The 20150-nt window shown below is 74.8% G+C and carries 16 protein-coding genes and 1 pseudogene; 9 read left to right on the forward strand and 8 right to left on the reverse strand.

Annotated features, from left to right (window positions below):
• Window positions 1-103: 103 nt before the first annotated feature.
• From EFE23_RS11215 to EFE23_RS11250, 8 genes are all read left to right on the forward strand, one after another.
• Entirely contained in the window at window positions 104-745 is a 642-nt protein-coding gene (locus EFE23_RS11215; protein ID WP_123240837.1) for a TetR/AcrR family transcriptional regulator, read from the forward strand.
• Window positions 746-760: 15 nt separating this feature from the next.
• A complete protein-coding gene (locus tag EFE23_RS11220; protein WP_123240838.1) occupies window positions 761-1609 on the forward strand; it encodes a TIGR03084 family metal-binding protein in 849 nt (282 codons plus the stop codon).
• A 62-nt stretch (window positions 1610-1671) separates the two neighbouring features.
• Entirely contained in the window at window positions 1672-3303 is a 1632-nt protein-coding gene (locus EFE23_RS11225; RefSeq protein WP_373683996.1) for an acyclic terpene utilization AtuA family protein, read from the forward strand.
• A complete protein-coding gene (locus EFE23_RS11230) occupies window positions 3300-4439 on the forward strand; it encodes an acyl-CoA dehydrogenase family protein (protein WP_123240840.1) in 1140 nt (379 codons plus the stop codon). The genes EFE23_RS11225 and EFE23_RS11230 overlap by 4 nt, the downstream gene beginning before the upstream one ends.
• Window positions 4436-6037, forward strand: a complete 1602-nt coding sequence (locus EFE23_RS11235) for an acyl-CoA carboxylase subunit beta (RefSeq protein WP_123240841.1) — start codon at window positions 4436-4438, stop codon at window positions 6035-6037. The genes EFE23_RS11230 and EFE23_RS11235 overlap by 4 nt, the downstream gene beginning before the upstream one ends.
• A 68-nt stretch (window positions 6038-6105) precedes the next feature.
• A complete protein-coding gene (locus EFE23_RS11240; protein WP_123240842.1) occupies window positions 6106-8136 on the forward strand; it encodes an acetyl/propionyl/methylcrotonyl-CoA carboxylase subunit alpha in 2031 nt (676 codons plus the stop codon).
• On the forward strand, window positions 8133-9296 hold the full coding sequence (locus EFE23_RS11245; RefSeq protein WP_123240843.1) for an acyl-CoA dehydrogenase family protein: 1164 nt from the start codon (window positions 8133-8135) through the stop codon (window positions 9294-9296). The genes EFE23_RS11240 and EFE23_RS11245 overlap by 4 nt, the downstream gene beginning before the upstream one ends.
• Before the next feature lie 96 nt (window positions 9297-9392).
• On the forward strand, window positions 9393-10382 hold the full coding sequence (locus EFE23_RS11250) for a hypothetical protein (RefSeq protein WP_148058431.1): 990 nt from the start codon (window positions 9393-9395) through the stop codon (window positions 10380-10382).
• Between the two features lie 55 nt (window positions 10383-10437).
• Here EFE23_RS11250 and EFE23_RS11255 read toward each other — a convergent pair whose 3' ends face one another.
• The gene (locus EFE23_RS11255) at window positions 10438-12219 is read right to left on the reverse strand and encodes an alpha/beta hydrolase (protein ID WP_123240845.1); all 1782 of its coding nucleotides are present in this window, start codon (window positions 12217-12219) and stop codon (window positions 10438-10440) included.
• Between the two features lie 246 nt (window positions 12220-12465).
• Here EFE23_RS11255 and EFE23_RS11260 point away from each other — a divergent pair, with 246 nt between their 5' ends.
• Window positions 12466-12849: a hypothetical protein gene (locus tag EFE23_RS11260; RefSeq protein ID WP_123240846.1), complete on the forward strand. Its 384-nt coding sequence runs from the start codon at window positions 12466-12468 to the stop codon at window positions 12847-12849.
• Here EFE23_RS11260 and EFE23_RS29745 read toward each other — a convergent pair.
• The 7 genes and pseudogenes from EFE23_RS29745 to sp36 form a co-directional block, all read right to left on the reverse strand.
• Window positions 12836-13282, reverse strand: coding sequence for a hypothetical protein (locus EFE23_RS29745; RefSeq protein WP_239559243.1), 447 nt, complete (start codon window positions 13280-13282; stop codon window positions 12836-12838). The two genes, EFE23_RS11260 and EFE23_RS29745, sit on opposite strands and share 14 nt — an antisense overlap.
• 169 nt (window positions 13283-13451) lie before the next feature.
• Window positions 13452-14262: pseudogene (locus EFE23_RS29750) on the reverse strand (serine/threonine-protein kinase); the annotation flags it as partial.
• 30 nt (window positions 14263-14292) lie between these two features.
• A complete protein-coding gene (locus EFE23_RS11270) occupies window positions 14293-14763 on the reverse strand; it encodes a hypothetical protein (RefSeq protein ID WP_123240847.1) in 471 nt (156 codons plus the stop codon).
• Between the two features lie 227 nt (window positions 14764-14990).
• Window positions 14991-18572: an adenylate/guanylate cyclase domain-containing protein gene (locus EFE23_RS11275; protein ID WP_123240848.1), complete on the reverse strand. Its 3582-nt coding sequence runs from the start codon at window positions 18570-18572 to the stop codon at window positions 14991-14993.
• The gene (locus EFE23_RS11280; protein WP_123240849.1) at window positions 18569-19363 is read right to left on the reverse strand and encodes an MBL fold metallo-hydrolase; all 795 of its coding nucleotides are present in this window, start codon (window positions 19361-19363) and stop codon (window positions 18569-18571) included. The genes EFE23_RS11275 and EFE23_RS11280 overlap by 4 nt, the downstream gene beginning before the upstream one ends.
• A 118-nt stretch (window positions 19364-19481) precedes the next feature.
• Window positions 19482-19943 carry a RidA family protein gene (locus EFE23_RS11285; protein WP_123240860.1) on the reverse strand — a complete coding sequence of 154 codons (462 nt, stop codon included), beginning with the start codon at window positions 19941-19943 and terminating at the stop codon, window positions 19482-19484.
• A 5-nt stretch (window positions 19944-19948) separates the two neighbouring features.
• Window positions 19949-20104 (reverse strand): Sp36 family protein, encoded by a 156-nt coding sequence (gene sp36, locus EFE23_RS11290; RefSeq protein ID WP_013736319.1) that lies wholly within the window; start codon window positions 20102-20104, stop codon window positions 19949-19951.
• Window positions 20105-20150: the final 46 nt, after the last annotated feature.

Here is a 20150-nt window from a genome sequence, read left to right on the forward strand (position 1 = left end):
TCCGACACCACTCGAATCAGGATCGAGCGCGATCTTCGCGGCCGCCGCCGAGCGCGAAAAAGTCAAGCTTGACTGTTTGTTTCGGCGGCGGCACGCTGTCCCCGTGCCCCCCGCATCGACCCGCGTCCCGCAACAGGAACGCAGCCGCGCCACCCAGGCCCGGCTGCTGGAGGCGACCGTCGAGTGCCTGGTCGAGCACGGCTGGTCCGGCACCACCACCACCGTGGTGGCGGCCCGGGCCGGCGTCTCCCGCGGCGCCCAGCTGCACCACTACCCGACCAAGGCGGCGCTGGTCACCGCCGCCGTCACCCACCTCACCGAGCGCCGGGCGGTCGAGCTGCGCACCGAGGCCGCCGCCCTGCCGGCCGGTCCCCGCCGGCTGGACCGGGTGGTCGACCTCCTCGCCGCCGCGTTCACCGGTCCGCTCTTCGTCGCGGCCCTGGAGCTGTGGGTGGCCGCCCGCACCGACGCCGAGCTGCGCGACGCCCTGGTGCCGCTGGAGGCCCGGGTCGGCCGGGAGATGCACCGGTTGACCGTCGAGTTGCTCGGCGTCGACGAGCGCCGCCCCGGCGTACGCGAGGCGGTGCAGGCCACCCTCGACCTGCTCCGCGGTCTCGGGGTGGCCAACCTGCTCAGCGACGACTCCGCCCGGCGTACCGCCCTGCTGCACACCTGGAAGCGCCAGCTCGCCACCCTGCTCACGCCCGACGACGGGCCGACGCCCGGGAGCGCGCGGCCGCACTGACCCTCCGGAGGCACCATGGTCGACCTGACAGCCCTGCTCGCGGAGCTGACCGCCGAGTCCGAGCAGCTCGACGCCCTCGTCGCGCCGCTGCCGCCGGACGGGTGGGCCCGGCCGACGCCCGCCCCGGGCTGGACGGTCGCCCACCAGATCGCCCACCTGGCCTGGACCGATCACGTGGCCCACCTGGCCGCGACCGACGCCGACGCCTTCTACGCCTCGGTCCTGTCCGCACCCGACCCGTCCCGGCTGGTCGACGACGGCGCCGAGGCGTTCCTCGCCCCGCCCGCCGACCTGCTGGCCCGCTGGCGGGCCGGCCGCGCGGCGCTCACCGTGGCCCTCGCCGCCGCGCCGGCCGGCGAGAAGCTGCCCTGGTACGGCACCCGGATGTCGCCCGCCTCGATGGCCACCGCCCGGCTGATGGAGACCTGGGCGCACGGCGAGGACGTGGCCGACGCGCTGGGCGTCCGGCGCACCCCGACCAGCCGGCTGCGGCACGTCGCGCACCTGGGCTTCCGTACCCTCGGGCACGGCTTCGCCGCGCACGGCCGCGCGCTGCCGACCACGCCGGTCCGGGTCGAGCTGACCGTGCCGGCGAGCGCGAGGAGTGAGCTTGCGAGCCCCGCAGTCGGGAGCGAAGACGGCACCGACGGGGACACCTGGGCCTTCGGCCCGGCGGACGCCGCCGACCGGGTCACCGGTCCGGCGCTCGACTTCTGCCTGCTGGTGACCCAGCGCCGGCACCGCGCCGACCTGGCCCTGGTGGCCACCGGTCCGGTCGCCGACGAGTGGCTCGACGTGGCGCAGGCGTTCGCCGGGCCGCCCGGTGCCAAGCGGGCACCGACCGGCAGCGGGGTGACCGCGTGACCGCGCTGCGGGTCGGCAACGCCTCCGGGTTCTACGGCGACCGGCTCAGCGCCTGGCGGGAGATGCTCGACGGCGGCGAGCTGGACGTGCTGACCGGCGACTACCTGGCCGAGCTGACCATGCTGATCCTCGGCCGGGACCGGCTGCGCGACCCGTCCCTGGGCTACGCGAAGACCTTCCTCCGGCAGCTGGAGGGCTGCCTCGGCACCGCGCTGGACCGCGGGGTCAGGCTGGTCACCAACGCCGGCGGCCTCAACCCGGCCGGGCTGGCCGCCGCGATCGGCGCGCTCGCCGACCGGCTCGGCCTCACCGTGCGGATCGGGTACGTCGAAGGCGACGCCCTCGCCCGGCCGGACGCGCTGACCGCGAACGCGTACCTGGGGGCGTTCGGGATCGCCGCCTGCCTCGACGCGGGGGCGGACGTGGTGGTCACCGGCCGGGTCACCGACGCCTCGCTGGCGGTCGGCCCGGCCATCGCCCGGTTCGGCTGGGGCCGGGACGACCTGGACGCGCTGGCCGGGGCGACCGTCGCCGGGCACCTGATCGAGTGCGGCGCGCAGGTGACCGGGGGCAACTTCAGCTTCTTCACCGAGCTGCCGGACGGCGGTCACCGCCCCGGCTTCCCGATCGCCGAGATCCACCCGGACGGCTCGTTGGTGCTCACCAAGCACCCCGGCACCGGCGGCGCGGTCACCGTCGAGACGGTCACCGCCCAACTGTTGTACGAGGTGGACGGGCCGGCCTACCTGGGGCCGGACGTGGTGACCCGGCTGGACACGGTGACCCTGGCCCAGGACGGGCCGGACCGGGTCCGCGTCTCCGGGGTCCGGGGCACCCCACCCCCCGACACGCTCAAGGTGGGCGTCAACAACCTCGGTGGCTTCCGCAACTCGATGACGTTCGTGCTCTGCGGGCTGGACATCCCGGCCAAGGCGGGGCTGGTGCGGGGCCAGTTGGCGGAGGCGGTCGGCAAGGAGGGGCTGGAGTTCACCCTGGCCCGGACCGACCACCCGGACGCCGCGGACACCGAGGCGGCGAGCGCGCTGCTGCACGTACACCTGCGGGACGGCGACAAGGCGCGGGCCGGGCGGGCCTTCTCGGCGGCGGCGGTGGAACTGGCGCTGGCCTCGTACCCGGGCTGCACGCTGACCACCCTGCCCGGTGACGCGACGCCGTTCGGGGTGTTCACCGCCGACGCCGTGCCGCAGGACGCGGTGGCGCACGTGGCGGTGCGGCCCGACGGGGTACGGGTGCCGATCGCCCCGCCGGCCCGGACGGCCCCCACGCCGCCGCAGCAGCCCGGGACGACGCCCGGCCCCACGCCGGTCGCCGGGCGGTCGGGGCCGACCCGGCGGGCGCCCCTCGGGGAGCTGGTCGGCGCCCGGTCCGGGGACAAGGGCGGGGACGCCAACCTCGGCGTCTGGGCCCGCACCGACGCGACCTGGGCCTGGCTGCGCGGCTGGCTGACCGTCGAACGGTTGGCCGCACTGCTGCCGGAGACCGCCCCGCTGGCCGTCGAGCGGTACGAGCTGCCGAACCTGCGCGCGGTCAACTTCGTCCTCCGGGGGCTGCTCGGGCCCGGCGTGGCCGGCTCCACCCGGTTCGACCCGCAGGCCAAGGCGCTCGGCGAGCTGCTCCGCTCGCGCGTGGTCGACCTGCCGGCGGACCTGCCCGCCGGGGAGGTGCGGTCATGACCATCGTGGACACCCCCGAGCGGCGTCAGCTCCGCGAGCTGACCCGGGCCTTCGTCACCAAGGAGGTCCTGCCGTACCTGGCCGACTGGGAGCGGGCCGGGGAGGTGCCCCGGTCGCTGCACCAGACCGCCGCGAAGATCGGGCTGCTCGGCGTCGGCTTCGCCGAGGAGGTCGGCGGCAGCGGCGGCGATCTGCTGGACTCGATCGTGGTCACCGAGGAGATCATCCGCTCCGGTGGCTCGTCCGGGCTGGTCGCGGCGCTGTTCACGCACGGCATCGCGCTCCCGCACATGGTCGCCAGCGGGAACGCGGACCTGATCGACCGGTACGTCCGGCCGACCCTGGCCGGGACGATGATCGGCGCGCTGGCCATCACCGAGCCGGACGGCGGGTCCGACGTGGCGGGCATCCGCACCTTCGCCCGCCGCGACGGCGACCACTACGTGGTGAACGGGTCGAAGACGTACATCACCAGCGGGCTCCGGGCGGACTTCGTGACCACCGCCGTCTGCACCGTCCTGCCGGGCTCCGGCGAGCTCAGCCTGCTGGTGATCGAGAAGGGCACCCCCGGCTTCACCGTGGGCCGGCGGCTGGAGAAGCTGGGCTGGCACTGTTCGGACACCGCCGAGCTGTCCTTCACCGACGTCCGGGTGCCGGTGGCGAACCGGATCGGGCCCGAGGACACCGGCTTCCTGGCGATCATGCAGCAGTTCGCCAGCGAGCGGCTCTCCCTGGCCACCCAGGCGTACGCGACCGCGCAGCGCTGCGTGGAACTGGCCGTGACGTGGTGCCGGGACCGGTCCACGTTCGGCCGGCCGCTGGCCAGCCGGCAGCTGATCCGGCACCGGCTGGCCGAGATGCACACCCGGGCCGAGGCGGCCCGCGCGTACGTGCACGACGTGGCCGAGCGGGTGGCCGCGGGGCAGCCGGTGGTGACCGAGGTGGCGATGGCGAAGAACGTGGCGGTGGCCGCCTGCGACTGGGTGGTCGACCAGGCGCTGCAACTGCACGGCGGCTTCGGCTACCTGCGCGACGCCGAGGTGGAGCGGCACTACCGGGACGCCCGCATCCTCGGCATCGGCGGCGGCACCACCGAGATCATGAACGAGATCATCGCGAAGGGCATCGGGCTATGACCACCCTCGACAGCGCGCTCGACCCGGCCTCGCCGGCCTACCGGGCCAACCGGGAGGCGCTGCTGGAGCGCCTCGCCGAACTGGAGGCCGCGCTCGACCAGGCCCGGGCCGGCGGCGGCGAGAAGTACGTGACCCGGCACCACGGGCGCGGCAAGCTGCTCCCCCGGGAGCGCATCGAGCTGCTGCTCGACCCGGACAGCCCGTTCCTGGAGCTGTCCCCGGTGGCCGCGTACGGCACCGACTTCCCGGTCGGGGCCAGCACGGTGACCGGCATCGGCGTGGTCGAGGGCGTGGAGTGCCTGATCGTGGCCAACGATCCGACGGTACGCGGCGGCGCGGTGAACCCGTGGGCGCTGGCGAAGACCCGGCGGGCCGGCGAGATCGCCCTGGCCAACCGGCTGCCGATGGTCAACCTGGTCGAGTCGGCCGGCGCGGACCTGCCCACCCAGGCGGAGATCTTCATCCCGGGCGGCCGGGTGTTCCGCGACCTGACCCGGCTCTCCGCGGCGAAGATCCCCACGGTCAGCGTGGTCTTCGGCAACGCCACCGCCGGTGGGGCGTACGTGCCGGGGATGTCCGACTTCACCATCATGATCCGGGACCGGTCGCAGGTCTACCTGGCCGGGCCGCCGCTGGTGAAGATGGCCACCGGCGAGGTCACCGACGACGAGTCGCTGGGCGGGGCGGCCATGCACGCCACCCGGTCCGGCCTGGCCGACTTCCTGGCCGAGGACGAGCGGGACGGCATCCGGCTGGCCCGGCAGTGCGTACGCCGGCTGAACTGGCGCAAGCAGGGACCGCCGCCGCGCAACCCGGTCCCGCAGCCGCCGAAGTACGACCCGGAGGAGCTGCTCGGCATCGCCAGCGCCGACCTCAAGGTGCCGTTCGATCCGCGCGAGGTCCTCGCCCGGGTGCTGGACGGCAGCGAGTTCGACGAGTTCAAGCCGGCCTACGGCACCGCGCTGGTGACCGGCTGGGGTGAGCTGCACGGCTATCCGGTCGGCGTGCTGGCCAACGCCCGGGGCGTGCTGTTCAGCGAGGAGGCGCAGAAGGCGGCCCAGTTCATCCAGCTCGCCAACGCCGCCGACACCCCGCTGGTGTTCCTGCAGAACACCACCGGCTACATGGTCGGCACCGAGTACGAGCAGCGCGGCATCATCAAGCACGGCGCCCTGATGATCAACGCGGTGTCGAACTCGAAGGTGCCGCACCTCACGGTCAACCTGGGCGCCTCCTACGGCGCCGGCAACTACGGCATGTGCGGCCGGGCGTACGAGCCGAGGTTCCTGTTCACCTGGCCGAACGCCAAGTCGGCGGTGATGGGGCCGGCGCAGCTCGCCGGGGTGCTGTCGATCGTGGCCCGGCAGGCCGCCGCCGCCCGGGGACGCGAGTACGACGAGGACTCGGACGCCGCGATGCGGATGATGGTCGAGCAGCAGATCGAGTCCCAGTCGGGGGCGCTCTTCCTCTCCGGCCGGCTCTACGACGACGGGGTGATCGACCCCCGGGACACCCGTACCGTCCTCGGGCTCTGCCTGTCGGCGATCCACAACGGACCGGTGAGGGGCGCCGACGGCTTCGGCGTCTTCCGGATGTGACCGGTGAGCGCGAGGAACGCAGCGAAGCGGAGTCCCGCAGTCGCGAACGAAAGGCAGGCTCAGCGCAGATGATTCGGAAACTGCTGGTCGCCAACCGGGGTGAGATCGCCCGCCGGGTGTTCGCCACCTGCCGGACGCTCGGCGTGGCGACCGTCGCCGTGCACTCCGACGCGGACGCCGGCGCGCCGTTCGTCGCCGAGGCCGATCAGGCCGTCCGGCTGCCCGGGAACACGCCGGCCGAGACGTACCTGCGGGTCGGGAAGATCCTGGACGCGGCCCGCCGGGCGGGTGCGGACGCCGTCCACCCGGGCTACGGCTTTCTCGCGGAGAACGCCGAGTTCGCCGCCGCGGTGACCGATGCGGGGTTGACCTGGGTCGGGCCGCCGGCCAAGGCGATCGCCGCGATGGGCGACAAGATGGCGGCCAAGGCGCTGCTCGCCGACGCCGGCGTGCCGATGCTGCCGACCTGGACCGGCGACGACCAGGTGACCGACTTCCCGGTGCTGGTCAAGGCCAGCGCCGGTGGCGGCGGGCGGGGCATGCGGGTGGTCCGGGACCGCGCCGGGCTCGCCGAGGCCGTCGCCTCCGCCCGCCGCGAGGCGGCCGCGGCGTTCGGCGACGGCACGGTCTTCATCGAGCGGTACGTGGAGCGCGGCCGGCACGTCGAGGTGCAGATCTTCGGCGACACCCACGGCACCGTGATGGCCCTCGGCGAGCGGGACTGCTCGATCCAGCGCCGGCACCAGAAGATCGTCGAGGAGGCCCCGGCGGTCCTTCCGCCCGGGCTCCGGGAACGGCTGCACGCCGCGGCGGTGGCCGCCGGCCGGGCGGTCGACTACGTCGGCGCGGGGACTGTCGAGTTCCTGCTCGCGCCGGACGGTGACTTCTTCTTCCTGGAGATGAACACCCGCCTGCAGGTCGAGCACCCGGTCACCGAGGCGGTCACCGGGCTGGACCTGGTCCGGCTGCAACTGCTGGTCGCCGAGGGTGAGCCGCTGCCACTGGCCGCCACCCCGCCGGCCGACGGACACGCGATCGAGGTACGCCTCTGCGCGGAGGATCCCGCCCAGGGCTTCCGGCCGGCGACCGGGACCCTGCACCGGTTCGCGCTCCCGGGGGTGGCCGGCGAGTTCACCCCGCTTCGCGGGCTCCGACTGGACTCCGGGGTGGCCGACGGCTCGGCGGTGAGCGTGCACTACGACTCGATGCTGGCCAAGGTGGTCGCCTGGGCGCCCACCCGGGCCGAGGCGGCCCGCGCCCTGGCCGGCGCGCTGGCCCGGGCCGAGTTGCACGGCGTCGCCACCAACCGGGACCTGCTGGTCCGGGTGCTCCGCAGCCCGGCGTTCGGCGCCGTGGAGCTCGACACCGGCTTCCTGGAGCGGCACGAGGAGGTCTTCGCCCCGCTGCTCCCCGCCGACCAGCTTCCCGTGGCGGCCCTGGCCGCCGCGCTGGCGGGTGCCGCCCGGCGCCGGGAAGCTGCCCCGGTGCTCGCCGGGCTGCCCTCGGGCTGGCGGAACGTGCCCGCGTTCCCGCAGGTCACCCGCTTTACCGGGCCGGACGGCGGCGAGCTCACGGTCCGGTACCGGCTGAGCCGCACGGGCGAGCTCGCCGAATGGTCCCTGTCGCCGGCCGCCGCGTCGACCGGCCCGGACGGAACGGCACCGGGCGGGGACGCCGCGGCCGGCGACCCGACGCCGGTCGTGACCCTGGTCGAGGCGACCCCGGACCGGGTGATCCTCGACGTCGACGGGGTGCGGCGGGTGTTCCGCGTACACCGGGTGGGGTCGGCGGTCTTCGTGGACGGCCCGGACGGGGCGGCGAGCCTCACCGAGCTGCCGCGTTTCCCGCTGCCCACCGCGGAGCTGGCGGCCGGGTCGCTGCTCGCGCCACTGCCGGGCGCGGTGACCCGGGTGCACGTCGAGGTCGGCCAGCGGGTCACCGCCGGCGACCTGCTGCTGACCCTGGAAGCGATGAAGCTCGAACATCCCGTGCTCGCCCCGACCGACGGCGTGGTGGCCGAGCTGCCGGTGCCGGCCGGCGGCCAGGTCGAGACCGGGGCGGTGCTGGCCGTGGTCGACCCCGAGGAGGACCCCCGATGAACTTCGACCTCACCCCCGAGCAGGACCAGCTCCGCGACGCCGTCCGGACGCTGGGCCGCAAGTACGGCCACGACTACTTCGTCCGGAAGGCCAAGGCCGGGGAGCACACCACCGAGCTGTGGCACGAGGCCGGCCGGCTCGGCTACCTGGGCGTCAACATCCCCACCGAGTACGGCGGCGGGGGCGGCGGCATCACCGAGCTCGCCCTCGTCTGCGAGGAGCTGGCCGCCGCCGGCTGCCCGCTGCTGCTGCTCGTGGTCTCCCCCGCCATCGCCGCCACCGTGATCAACAAGCACGGTACGGAGGAGCAGCGCAAGCGGCACCTGCCCGGCCTCGCCGACGGTTCGCAGAAGATCGTGTTCGCGATCACCGAGCCGGAGGCCGGCTCGAACTTCCACCGGCTCGGCACGGTGGCCCGCCGGGACGGCGACGACTGGCTGCTCTCCGGCCGTAAGTGCTACATCTCCGGCGTCGACGAGGCCGGCCATGTGCTGGTGGTGGCCCGGACCGAGGATTCGGCCACCGGCAAGCTGAAGCCCGCGCTGTTCATCGTGCCGACCGACGCGCCCGGCCTGGAGAAGTCCAAGCTGGACATGGAGATCCTGTCCCCGGAGAACCAGTTCCTGCTCTACCTGGACGACGTCCGGCTGCCGGCCGACGCGCTGGTCGGTGAGTCGCTGGACGCCGGGCTGCCGGCACTCTTCGCCGGGCTGAACCCGGAACGCATCACCGTCGCCGCGATGGGCGCCGGCACCGGCCGGTACGCCATCGAGCGGGCCAGCGGGTACACCGCCACCCGGAAGGTGTGGGGCGGGAAGAGCATCGGCTCCCACCAGGGCGTCGCCCACCCGCTGGCGCACGCCGCGGTGCAGGTGGAGCTGGCCCGACTGATGATCCACAAGGCGGCCACCCTCTACGACGCCGGCCGCGACCTGGAGGCCGGGGTCGCCGGCAACATGGCCAAGTACGCGGCCGGCGAGGCCGCCGCGCTGGCCGTGGACACCGCGGTGCAGGCGCTCGGCGGGGCCGGCATGACCACCGAGTACGGGGTGGCCACGCTGCTCGGCGCGGTCCGCGCCGGCCGGATCGCCCCGGTCAGCCGGGAGATGATCCTCAACTTCGTCGCCCAGCACGTCCTCGGCCAGGACAAGTCGTACTGACCCCGGTGGCTGCGGCGAGGGTGGCCGAATCGACACCGTGTGTCGCCGCCGTCGTGCTGTCAGGATCGGACCCGACTGTTCACACAGGAGGGTGCGATGGATAGAAGAGCGCTTCTCAGAGGGATCGCCGGAGCGGCGGTCGCGGTGCCGGCGGCCGGCCTGCTCGGCGCGTCGCCGGCCCAGGCGGCGACGTACTACGTGATGGCGACCGAGCAGGCCAGCGGGCGGATCCTGCGCTTCAACCCGGCCGCCTGGAGCGGCGGCACGACGCTGTGGCAGGCCCCGAGCCGCACCGGCACCTGGACGAACCTGTCGGACGTCAAGCGCCGGAGCACCGCCAAGTGGGGCAACGTCATGCTGGTCACCTCGTCCGGCGCCGGTGACTACCTGGGCCGGGCCGCGATGATCGACGAGAGCAGGATCAGCTCCTCGCACACCGGCGGGATCGTCTGGCAGGCCACGGTCGACGGCAACCCGCACTCGATCGAGCGGATCGGCGGCCGGGGGGCGATCGTGGTGGCCACCTCGAAGGGGGCGACCGGCTCGTCCACCGGCGGCGGCCTGCACCTCTTCGTGCCCGCCAGCAACGGCGGCACGCCGAGCACCCACCGGGCGCAGTTCATCAGCTTCCCGGGCGCGCACGGGGTGATCTACAACCAGAACGGCTTCGTCATCGCGGTCGGCAGTGGCGAGGTCCGGCTGTACGGGATCACCGGCGACGGCTCGGCCACCCGGTTGAAGTACCGCACCAAGCTCACCTTCAGCGACGGCGCGGGCAAGGCGAAGACCGGCCACGACATCCTGCCCGACCACAAGGGTGGCGGCTACTTCTTCACCTCGTCCTACAACGTGCGCTCGCTGAACCTGGTGTACGCCGGCAACAGCTGGCAGTTCACCTCCAGCCTGGTGAGCACCGCCGACCACGTGAAGGCGTACACCCGGCTGCCGAACGGGGTGCGGACCTGGATCGTCCCGGGTGCCGGCGAGGGCGAGTGGAGCAAGACCATCCACTTCAGCTCCGGCAACCACAGCAAGAGCGGTGCCCGCTTCTACCGGGTGCGCTACTACACCACCGCGTTCGCCTGACCGTGGGCCCGGGGTACGGCGGGCGCCCGATCACCCGCCGTACCCCGGGGGTCCGTCAGCGGACGGTCAGCGTGCCGACCGCCGGCAGCGGCGCGACCACCGGCGGGAGCCGCTTCGGCTCGCCCCGGTCGGGCCGGCCGGCCCGGGCCAGCGCGCTCTTCGAGGTGGTCGCCCGGACCCCCTCCGGCGCCTCGACGAACGGCTGGTCGTCACCGGTGCAGACGGCGCCCTTGGCGGGCAACGTCCCGGTGAGCAGGTACCTGTCGACCGCGCCGGTCACGCAGGCCGAGGTGCCGTACGCGGTGTGCCCCCAGCTGTCGCTGCTGAGCAGCCGGCTGTTCGGCAGCAGCGCCGCCGAGCCGACCGCGGCCTGGTAGTTCGTCGCCGGGTCCCAGTAGTTGCCGACCACCAGCACCGGCGCCCCGGTACGCCGGTCGAACGGGCCGGTCCAGGCGTCCTCGTCCCGCACCGTCCAGGTCCGACGGGCGCAGGGCGCGGTGCCCCACGCCCAGGCCCGGCCGAAGTACGGGGCCCGCTCGTCCTCAGCGGCGGCGAGCGCCGGCCAGTCGGCCGCGTCCTTCGGGTGGTACGCGTCGGTGCAGTCCACCGTCAGGAAGGTCTCCAGCCCGTTGTCGTACGGGAAGTCGTACCCGTGCTGCTGGCGGGCCTTCGTGGCGCGCCGCGCCACGGCGAGGCGGGCGTGCGCCCGGGCGGGCGTGGCGGCGGCCGGGTCGGTCAGCACCAGGAGCTGGCTGGTCAGGTCGACGATGTCCACCCAGCCGGACGGGCCGTAGAGCGCGCCGAGGGTGGCGCCGACGAAGTCGGCGTAGCTGACCGTGAAGGTGCCCAGGTCCGGGTCGTCGATCACCACCGGGTGCTGGCGCAGCCGCCGCGCCACCGTGTCGTACGCGGCGACCGGGTCGCCGGAGGCCAGCGCGCACTTCTCCGGGCCGGCCTTCGCGCACCGCACCAGGATCTCGTGCAGGGCCCGGTACGCGCCGTCGGCGCTGCGCAGCCGGGTCTCCTGGAGCTGGTCGCGGGCCTTGCCCCGGCCGACCCAGGCGTTCGGGTTGAGTACGCCGTCGACCACCAGCGCCCGGAGCCGGTCCGGGAACATGTTGGCGTAGTACTGGCCCAGCGCGGTGCCGTAGCTGAAGCCCAGGTAGGTGAGTTTCCGGTCGCCGACCGCGCGGCGCAGCACGTCCATGTCGCGGGCCACCTCGGCGGTGGACGCCGCGCCGGTCAGCGGCTTGCCGGTGGTCGAGCAGGCCCGCCCGACCGCCCGCGACGAGGCGACGAACGCCTTCTCCTCGGCCTTCGTCCACGGGAAGGCCACGTTCAGCCCGGCGTACGCCCGGGTCTGGTCCTTCACGGACGCGAAGCACTTGACGTTGTCGCTGGCCGCCACGCCGCGCGGGTCGACGCCGACGATGTCGAAGCGGTCGAGCAGGTCGTCGCCGAGGAAGTACGGCGCGGCGAGCGCGATGCCGGTGCCGGAGCCGCCCGGGCCGCCCGGGTTGAGGAAGAGACTGCCGATCTTGTGCTGCTGGTCGCGGGCCTTGACCCGCAACAGGGCGACCTCGGTGGTGGCGCCGTGCGGCTTGTCGTAGTCCAGCGGTAGGTCGACGGTGGCGCACTCGGCGTAGTCGTAGCAGGCGTACCAGTCGAGCTTCGGGGTCGGCACCCGGTCGACCCGGCGCGCCTCGACGGCGGTCGTCACATCCGAGGTGGACGGACGCCCCCAGGCGAGGGCGGGCGCGGCGGGTGCGACCGCCGATCCGGCGAGGACGATGCCGGCGATCCCTGTTGCGGTGAGGGACCGGATTGCACGTGGCATGTGGCTGCCTTCCGGTGGGGAACGGGGTCTGTCGAGGAGCCCTCGACCTTCGCCACTCTAGGAAGCAGCGGCTACCCGACCGGCCCCGCAAACGTGGATCGAAGCGACAAATTCCCGATTGATGTAACGAAATTGTCTTGATCGACGCTTTTCGCGCCCTGGTCAGGCCACATCGAACCGTACGGCCGGGCCGCCCCGCGCGGATCGGCTGGTTGACAGGAGGACCGCCTGGGCGATCCTGTACGGGTGAGCGTGTTCCCCAGGCCCGATGCGCGGGCGAGAGCCGCCCTCGCGGCGCTGGCGGCGGTGGCGGCGCTGGTGACGCTGCTGGCGTGGCGACCGCCCGGCGTGCTGTCGGTGGCCCTGGCCCTGCTCTGCGTCCTGCTCGGCATGATCGCCGGGGTCACGGTGAGCGCCGCCCGGGCGGCCGCCGTCGACACCCCGGCCGTGGGCTGGGCCGGACCCGACGGGTACGAAGTGGACGCCGACACGCTGGAGTCGTTCGATCCGCACGTGCCCCGGGATCCCGGCGCGGCGGGCGGGCCCGCGGTCGACGCCGACACCCTGGAGGCGCTCGATCCGCGCGAGGTCCAGAGCCGGCGGGTGGCCGAGGGGCTCAGCGACCGGTGAGGGTCGGCACGGCGAGCGCGTTGACGCCCCGCCCGGCCAGGCAGCGGTAGGTGCGGTCGGCGGCGGCCGCCGCCGGCGGCAGCACCTCCAGGTTCCAGCCGGCCGCCTGCCGGATGCCGCTGACCAGGCGGAACGTGCTGACATTGCAGACCTGCTGGACGGCGGCGTCGGCGACCACCGCGGCATGCCCGGCCCCGGCCAGGGCCGCCGGCAGCTCGCCCTCGGCGTAGGTCTCCCAGGTGTGCCGGCCGTCGCACGACACGCGCGCCGCCTCCACCCGGTCCCGGCGCAGCCGCACCGGGCCGAAACACTCCAGCTCGGCCGCGCACCGGGCGCCCGCCGGCAGGCGTACGCCGCCGGCCGCGCAGCCGGGCGGCACCTTGGCCGCGGTCGGGTCGACCAGCGCGCTGGCCACCGGGGTCGGGGACACCACCGGCGGCCGGACACCGGCACGGTCGGGTGCTCCGCCTCCGCGGGCGGCCGCGGGCCCGGCTGCCCGGTCCGGCCCAGGGTGTACGGCCCGCCGGTGGTCGGGCCACCGCTGACCGGCGCACCGGAGACCGGGGCGCCACTGACCGGGTTGACGCCGCCGAGCGGAAGCGTGGCGAGCATTGCGCGCAGCTCCACGGCGGACGGTCGCTCGTCCGGGTCGTTCGCCATACCGAGCCGGAGCACGTCGACCAGCTCCTCCGGCACCCCGGGCAGGCCGGGGATCGGCTGGTTGAACATCTCCAGCACGGTGACCAGGCTCGGATTGCGCTCGGACTGCCAGCGTGGGGGCCGGCCGTGCATCACCGCGTAGAGGGTGGCGCAGAGCGCGTACACGTCGACGGCCGGCGAGGGCGGGCTGTGGCTGAACATCTCCGGCGGCGCGTACGCCGGGGTGAGCACCTCCAGGGTGACCGAGGCGTCCCGCACCTCGGCCAGCACCGCCAGGCCGAAGTCGGCCAGCACCGCCGGGTTGAAGTGCGAGTAGAGGATGTTGGCCGGCTTGACGTCGCGGTGCAGGACCCCGGCCGCGTGCGAGTGGGCCAGCGCGTCGGCGATCTTCACGCCCAGGTCGCGGGTCTCCAGCGGACCCAGCGGCGAGGTCCGCATCCGCTCGGCGTACGAGCCGTCGCAGAGCTCCATGATCAGGTAGGGGTGCTGATCGACGGTGACCCCCACGTCGAAGAGGTCCACCACGTGCGGGTGGGAGGACATCTTCCCGGCCGCCCGCGCCTCGCGGAGGAACCGGGCCTGGTCGCGCTCGCTGTCCAGGGTGCGGTTCTCCACCTTGACCGCGACCTCACGCCCCACCGAGATCTGGGTGGCCCGGTAGACGGTGGCGTAGCCACCCCGGGCGAAGACCTCCAGGTCGGTCAGACCGGGCACGATGGGCAGCCGGAGGGCGCCGGGCGGGGTCTCGGTCACGGCTCGAAAATACCCAACGATCCGCGTCGCTCAGGACACCGCATCGGTCGCCGGCACCGGGCCGGACCCGACGGCCCGCTCCCCGGCCGCCCCGGCGGCACCCGCCCGGCGGGCGTCCCACCACAGGCCGACGGCGGTCGCGACCGCGCCCAACCCCTCCCAGGCGGCCACCCCGAAGAACCGGGCGGGGGCCACGTCGGAGAGCACCGTGATGGTGAAGACGGTGAACGTCACCAGCCGGAACCAGACCGTGAACCGGTAGAAGACCCGCCACTCGGTGGCGGCGGCGAGCAGGTAGTAGACCCCCATGTTGAACGAGGCCATCGAGGACGCGGTGAGAAACGTCCCGGTGTAGTCACCCGCGGCCCGTTCGGCCGGCACCTCGAAACCGAGCATGCGCAGCTGTGCCTCCGGCCAGATCAGCCCGAGCGCGCCCAGCAGCACCGCCAGGGCCCCGAAGACCGCGATCGTCCAGCCGGCGCCGGAGCGCGGCAGCCTCATCCGTCCTCCCCACCCCCGACCGCCGCCGTGCGGCGGTCTCCTCGACCCCACACGCTAACCGCCACCCCCGACGCGCACATCCCCGGAACCGCCAAACCTGCGCCCCCAGCCACGCCCCACCGCCCCGCGGCGCCACGCATCGTGCGCACCGATGCACGGAAAGAGTGCTCACCGACGCGCGGATGGGCACTCTTTCCGTGCATCGGTGCGAATGACCGGGGGTGCGGTCAGGCGGTCGTCAGGCGCACGCGCAGGGCCTCGGCGACGGCCCGTTCGCTGCGCTGCTCGGTGCCGTACGCCAGGCGGACGGCCTCCTCGGCGCTGGTCAGCGCCTCGGCCCGGCGACCGCAGGCGTCCAGCGTCTCGGCCAGCACCATGGCCGCGATCACCTTGCTCCGGACGTCCTCGGCCGGCGCGCGCATCGCCCGCTGCGCCCAGTCCAGGGCCTGCTCGCGCTGCCCGTGGGCGAGCAGCGCCGAGGCGTACCGGGCCATGGTCTGCCGGCGGGAGAAGAGCAGCGACGGGGTGTTGGCGGCGGCGGTGGCCACCGGGGCGAGCAGCCCCACCGCGGTGGCCGAGTCGCCGGCGGCGAGCCGGGCCATGGCGAGCAGCACCCGGGGCGCCACCTGGGCGGGGGCCTGCGGGTTGTGGGGCTCCACGGTGGTCAGCACCGCCCGGGCGTCCCGCTCGGCGGACTCGTGGTCGCCCATGTCCAGCGCCACGAAGCCGCGCAGCGTGCCGGCCATCCCGGTGAGCAGCGGGTGGGTGGTCTGGTCGGCGTACCCGAGGGCGTCGGTGAGCAGGTCGGCGGCGTGCTCCGGCTCGCCCAGCCCGCGCGCCACCACCCCGCGCACGACCAGCGCGAAGCCCTGCCCCCAGTCGTCGCCGACCTCGGCGAACTCCCGGTACGCGCGGCGCGCCCCGCGGTCCGCCTCGGCCAGCTCGCCCAGTTCGGCGGTGGCGTACGCCTCGACCGCGCGGAGCGTGCCGACCGCCCACGCCTCGCCGACCCGCTCGCCGAACGGCAGGAAGACCTGCGCCAGTCGGCACGCCTCCCGGAGCCGGCCGGCGAGCAGCCGGGCGAACGCCGTGGTGCCGCGCAGCCAGGCCCGCCCGTACGGGTCCTTCAGCTCGGCGAAGAGCCGGGCGGCCCGGCCGAGCACCGCGTCGGTGCCCGCGAAGTCCCCCCGGGTGGTGGTCACCCAGGCCAGGTTCTGCAACGACCAGGCCTGCCCGCGCGGGTCCTTCGCGGAGAGGCTGACCTGATATGAGGCGGCGAGCCGGCTGCTCGCCTGACCCAACCGGCCGGCGATGAAGTCGGCCATGCCGAGCCGGCGCATCGCCGAGGCCCGCATCGTCGGCAGCTCGGCCGCGGTGGCCACCTGCAACGCCTCCTGCCAGGCGCGCTCCGCCCGGTCGGCGTCGCCGAGGGTCTGGTGGGCCTGCCCGGCCAGCAGCAGCGCACTGACCCGGATGGCCGCCGCGTCCCCGGCGTTGGCGGCGATCTTCTCGGCGAAGGCGAGCGCGTCGGCCGGCCGGCCGATCTGGAGCAGCGCCCGCGCGTGCACCACCCGGTCGGCCAGCGGCAGCCCGTCCCGGGCCAGCTCACCGGCGCGTTCGGCGTACTCGACGGCGAGGGCCGGCTCACCGGAGCGCAGCGCCCGCCGGGCGGCCCGGCCGAGCGCGGCGACGCCGAGCGGGGCCACCGCGCGGGCCGGCGCGTCCGGGCGCAGCTTCACCGCGTCGGCGAGCGCGGTCGCCCGCTCGACGTGCTCGGCGACGAAGTCGTCCCGGGCGGCCTCGGTGAACCCGCCGGACGGCGCGGCGCCGCCCTCGACGCTCTCCGGGGCGGCCCAGCGGGCCAGCGTGGCGTGCCGCTCGGCCAGCTCGGCCTTGCTGACCCCGGCGTACGCGGCCTCCCGCATCAGCGGCGTGGCGAACGCGAATCCGGTCCGGCTGCGGTGCAGCATGCGGCGTTGCAGCAGCTCCTCGACAGCCCGGTCCGCCTCGACGGCGGCCACCGCCGAGGGCCGGCCGGCCAGCCCCACGCGCTGCTCGCGGAGCGCCTCCAGGGCTCCTTCGGGCACGGTGTCCCCGACCACCGCCGCGTCCCGCAGCACCGAGCGGGCGTCCGGCGGCAGCGCGTCGATCCGCGCGGCCAGCACGGCGGCCAGGTCGCGGGAGAGCAGCCGGCTGCCCAGCGAGCCGGGGGTGAGCCGCCAGCCGACGTTCGCGCCCCGTCCCGGGCCGGCGGTCAGCGCGCCGCGCTCCATCAGCAGGGTGACCAGTTCGGCCAGGTAGAACGGATTGCCCTGGGCGGTGGCGAGCAGCCGGTCCGCGTCGGCCTGCGGCAGCTTGCCGCCGCCGAGGTAGCTGGTGAGCAGCCGGGAGGCGTCCGCGCCGCGCAACGGCGGCAACGCGTGCACCTCGGCGTCCGCGACCCGGGTCAGCGCCCCCGCGGTACGCACCAGCTCGGGCCGGCCGAGCAGCAGCACCAACACCGGTCCGCTGAGCCGGTTGAGGGTCAGCCCGAGCGCGTTGATCGTCTCGGTGGTGGCGTCGTGCAGATCGTCCACGACCATGACCAGCGGCGCCTCCACGGCGAGCGCGCTGAGCAGGTCGGCGACCGCGTTCGGCACCGCCTCGGCGTCCGGCGGCGGGGAGGCGGCGTTCCACTCCCCGTTCTCCGCGGCGGCGGGGAGTTCCGCGTACCCGAGCAGGGCCAGGAGCTGGTCGACGGCGATCGGCGGCAGGTCGGCGGAGAGCCGGCCGAGGCGCTGGCCGAGCCGGCGCAGCCGCTCCTCGACGGCCGGCCGGGTGAGCGCCGTGGCCGGATCGTTGGGCAGGCCGACCGCCGCCCGGACCAGGTCGGCGAGGGGGGCGAGCCGACGCCGCTCGCCGAACGCGGCGCAGCGTACGGAGAGCACCCGGGCGCCGGTGTGGGCGGCGTACCGGCCGGCGCCGACGTCGTAGCCGGCGGCGAGCCGTTCCACCTCGGCGGCGAACCGGGACTTGCCGATCCCCGCCTCGGCGGTCATCAGGAGCACCCGGGGCTCGCCCCGGTCGATCACCTCGGCGAGCCGGCCGGCGACCCGGCCGATCTCGGTCTCGCGGCCCACGAAGGGCGCCTCGTCGCCGAGGCCGGACCGGGTGCCCGGGGCGTCCAGGAGACCGAGCAGCTCGTACGCCTCGACCGGCTCGCGCTTGCCCTTGAGCCGCAGCGGCCGCAGCGCCCGCCAGGAGGCGACATGCCGGGTCGCGGCGGAGGTACGCGCGCCGGCGTAGACGGCGCCGACGGCGGCGGCGTCGGCCAGCCGGGCGGCGGTGTTCACCGTGTCGCCGATGACGGTGTACTCGATCGCGGCCTGGATGCCGGCGATGACGTCGCCGGTGTTAAGCCCGACCCGCAGGCCGAGCGGCGCACCGCCGCCGCGCTCGTCGTCGAGCACCCGGCGGACGGCCCGCTGCATGGACAGCGCCGCCCGGACGGCCCGCTCGGCGTCGTCCTCGTGCGCCACCGGCGCCCCGAAGACCGCCATGATGCCGTCGCCGGTCAGCTTGTCGACATGCCCGCCGAAGGTCTTGACCGCGCCCGCGAGGGCGGCCAGCACCCGGTCGGTCACCGCACCGACCCGCTCCGGGTCGAGATCCTCGGACCAGGAGGTGAAGTCGGAGAGGTCGCCGAAGAGCACGGTCACCACCCGCCGCTCGGCGGTGGGCAGGGTGGCGGCGGCCGGCAGCGCCGCTCCGCAGTTGTGGCAGAACTTCGCTCCCGGGACGGCGAGCGTGCCGCAGACGGGGCAGGTCACGGCTGCCCCACTCCGAGGTACTCGAGCTGGGCGCGGACCGACCACTCGGCGGCCCACCAGAGCGACCGGTCGACGTCGGCGTAGACCGTGGCGACCACCTCGGGCGCCGTGGTCGCGCCCGCGGCGACCGCCGCCCGCACCTGGTCGAGCCGGGCCCGCCGGTGGGCCAGGTAGAACTCGGCGGCGGCGCCGCAGTCGGCCAGCGCCGGCCCGTGCCCGGGCAGCGCCGGGACGCCACGGTAGGTGGAGAGCAGCTCCAGGCTCGACAGGTAGTCCCCGAGGTGCCCGTCCGGGTGGGCGACCACCGTGGTGCCCCGGCCCAGGATGGTGTCGCCGGTGAGCACCACCCGCTCGTCGCCGTGCCCGACCAGGAAGCAGACCGAGTCGGCGGTGTGCCCGGGGGTGCCCAGCAGGCGGATCTCCAGGCCGGCGTCCAGCGCGGCGTCCGGCGTCAACGGCGCGCCGCCGACGGTGTGCGCCGGGTCGGCGGCGAGCACCGGCACCCCGCCGAGCAGCTCGCTCAGCCGCGGCGCGCCCTCGGTGTGGTCGGCGTGCCCGTGGGTGATCAGCACGAACCCGACCGGGCCCTGCGCCGCGATCGCGCCCAGATGCGTCTCGTCCGCCGGCCCCGGGTCGACCACGACCGCCTGCTCGGCGCCGGGCGCCCGGAGCACCCAGGTGTTGGTGCCGTCGAGCGTCATCGGCCCCGGGTTCGGCGCGCGCAGCAGCGTCACCCACCCCGGCAACTCGTCCGCGAGCGCCCCTGCGGCCCCGGTCACATGCCCGCCCATGGCAGCGATCGTACGACCCCGCTCGCCACTCCCCGCGATCTTGCAGTTTCGGTTGGTGTTATGTCCTCTTGCGGGCCATCTGCCGGCACCGAAACCGCAAGATCGCGGGTACGGGACGTCAGGCGACCTCGACGATGACCTCGACCTCGACGGGCGCGTCGAGGGGGAGCTCGGCGACGCCGACGGCGCTGCGGGCGTGCCGGCCGGCCTCGCCGAAGACGGCGCCGAAGAGGTCGGAGGCGCCGTTGATCACGCCCGGCTGACCGGTGAAGCCGGGCGCGCTGGCCACGAAGCCGGTCAGCTTCACCACCTTGACCACGTTCTCGAGCCCGACCAGGGCGTCGATCGCGGCGAGGGCGTTCAGCGCGCACCGCTGCGCCAGGTCCTTCGCCTGCTCGGCGGAGACGCCGTTGCCGACCTTGCCGGTGGCGAGCAGCTTGCCCTCCGCCATCGGGAGCTGGCCGGAGACGTAGACGTGCTGCCCGGACTGGACGGCCGGCACGTAGCTGGCCACCGGCGGCACCACCTCGGGCAGGGTCAGACCCAGCTCGGCGAGCTTCGCGTGCGGTCCGTTGCTCATGCCGGTCACGCCTTCGGGCGCTTGAGGTAGGCGACGAGCTGCTCCGGGTTCGGGCCGGGAACCACGGAGACCAGCTCCCAGCCGTCCTCGCCCCAGTTGTCGAGGATCTGCTTGGTCGCGTGGACCAGCAGCGGGACCGTGGCGTATTCCCACTTCTGCATCGGGTGAAGGCTCCCTTGCCTGGCATGGACTTCGGTCAGGCACAGC

This window comes from Micromonospora solifontis, assembly GCF_003725545.1.
In the GTDB taxonomy this organism is placed as follows: Bacteria; Actinomycetota; Actinomycetes; order Mycobacteriales; family Micromonosporaceae; genus Micromonospora; species Micromonospora solifontis.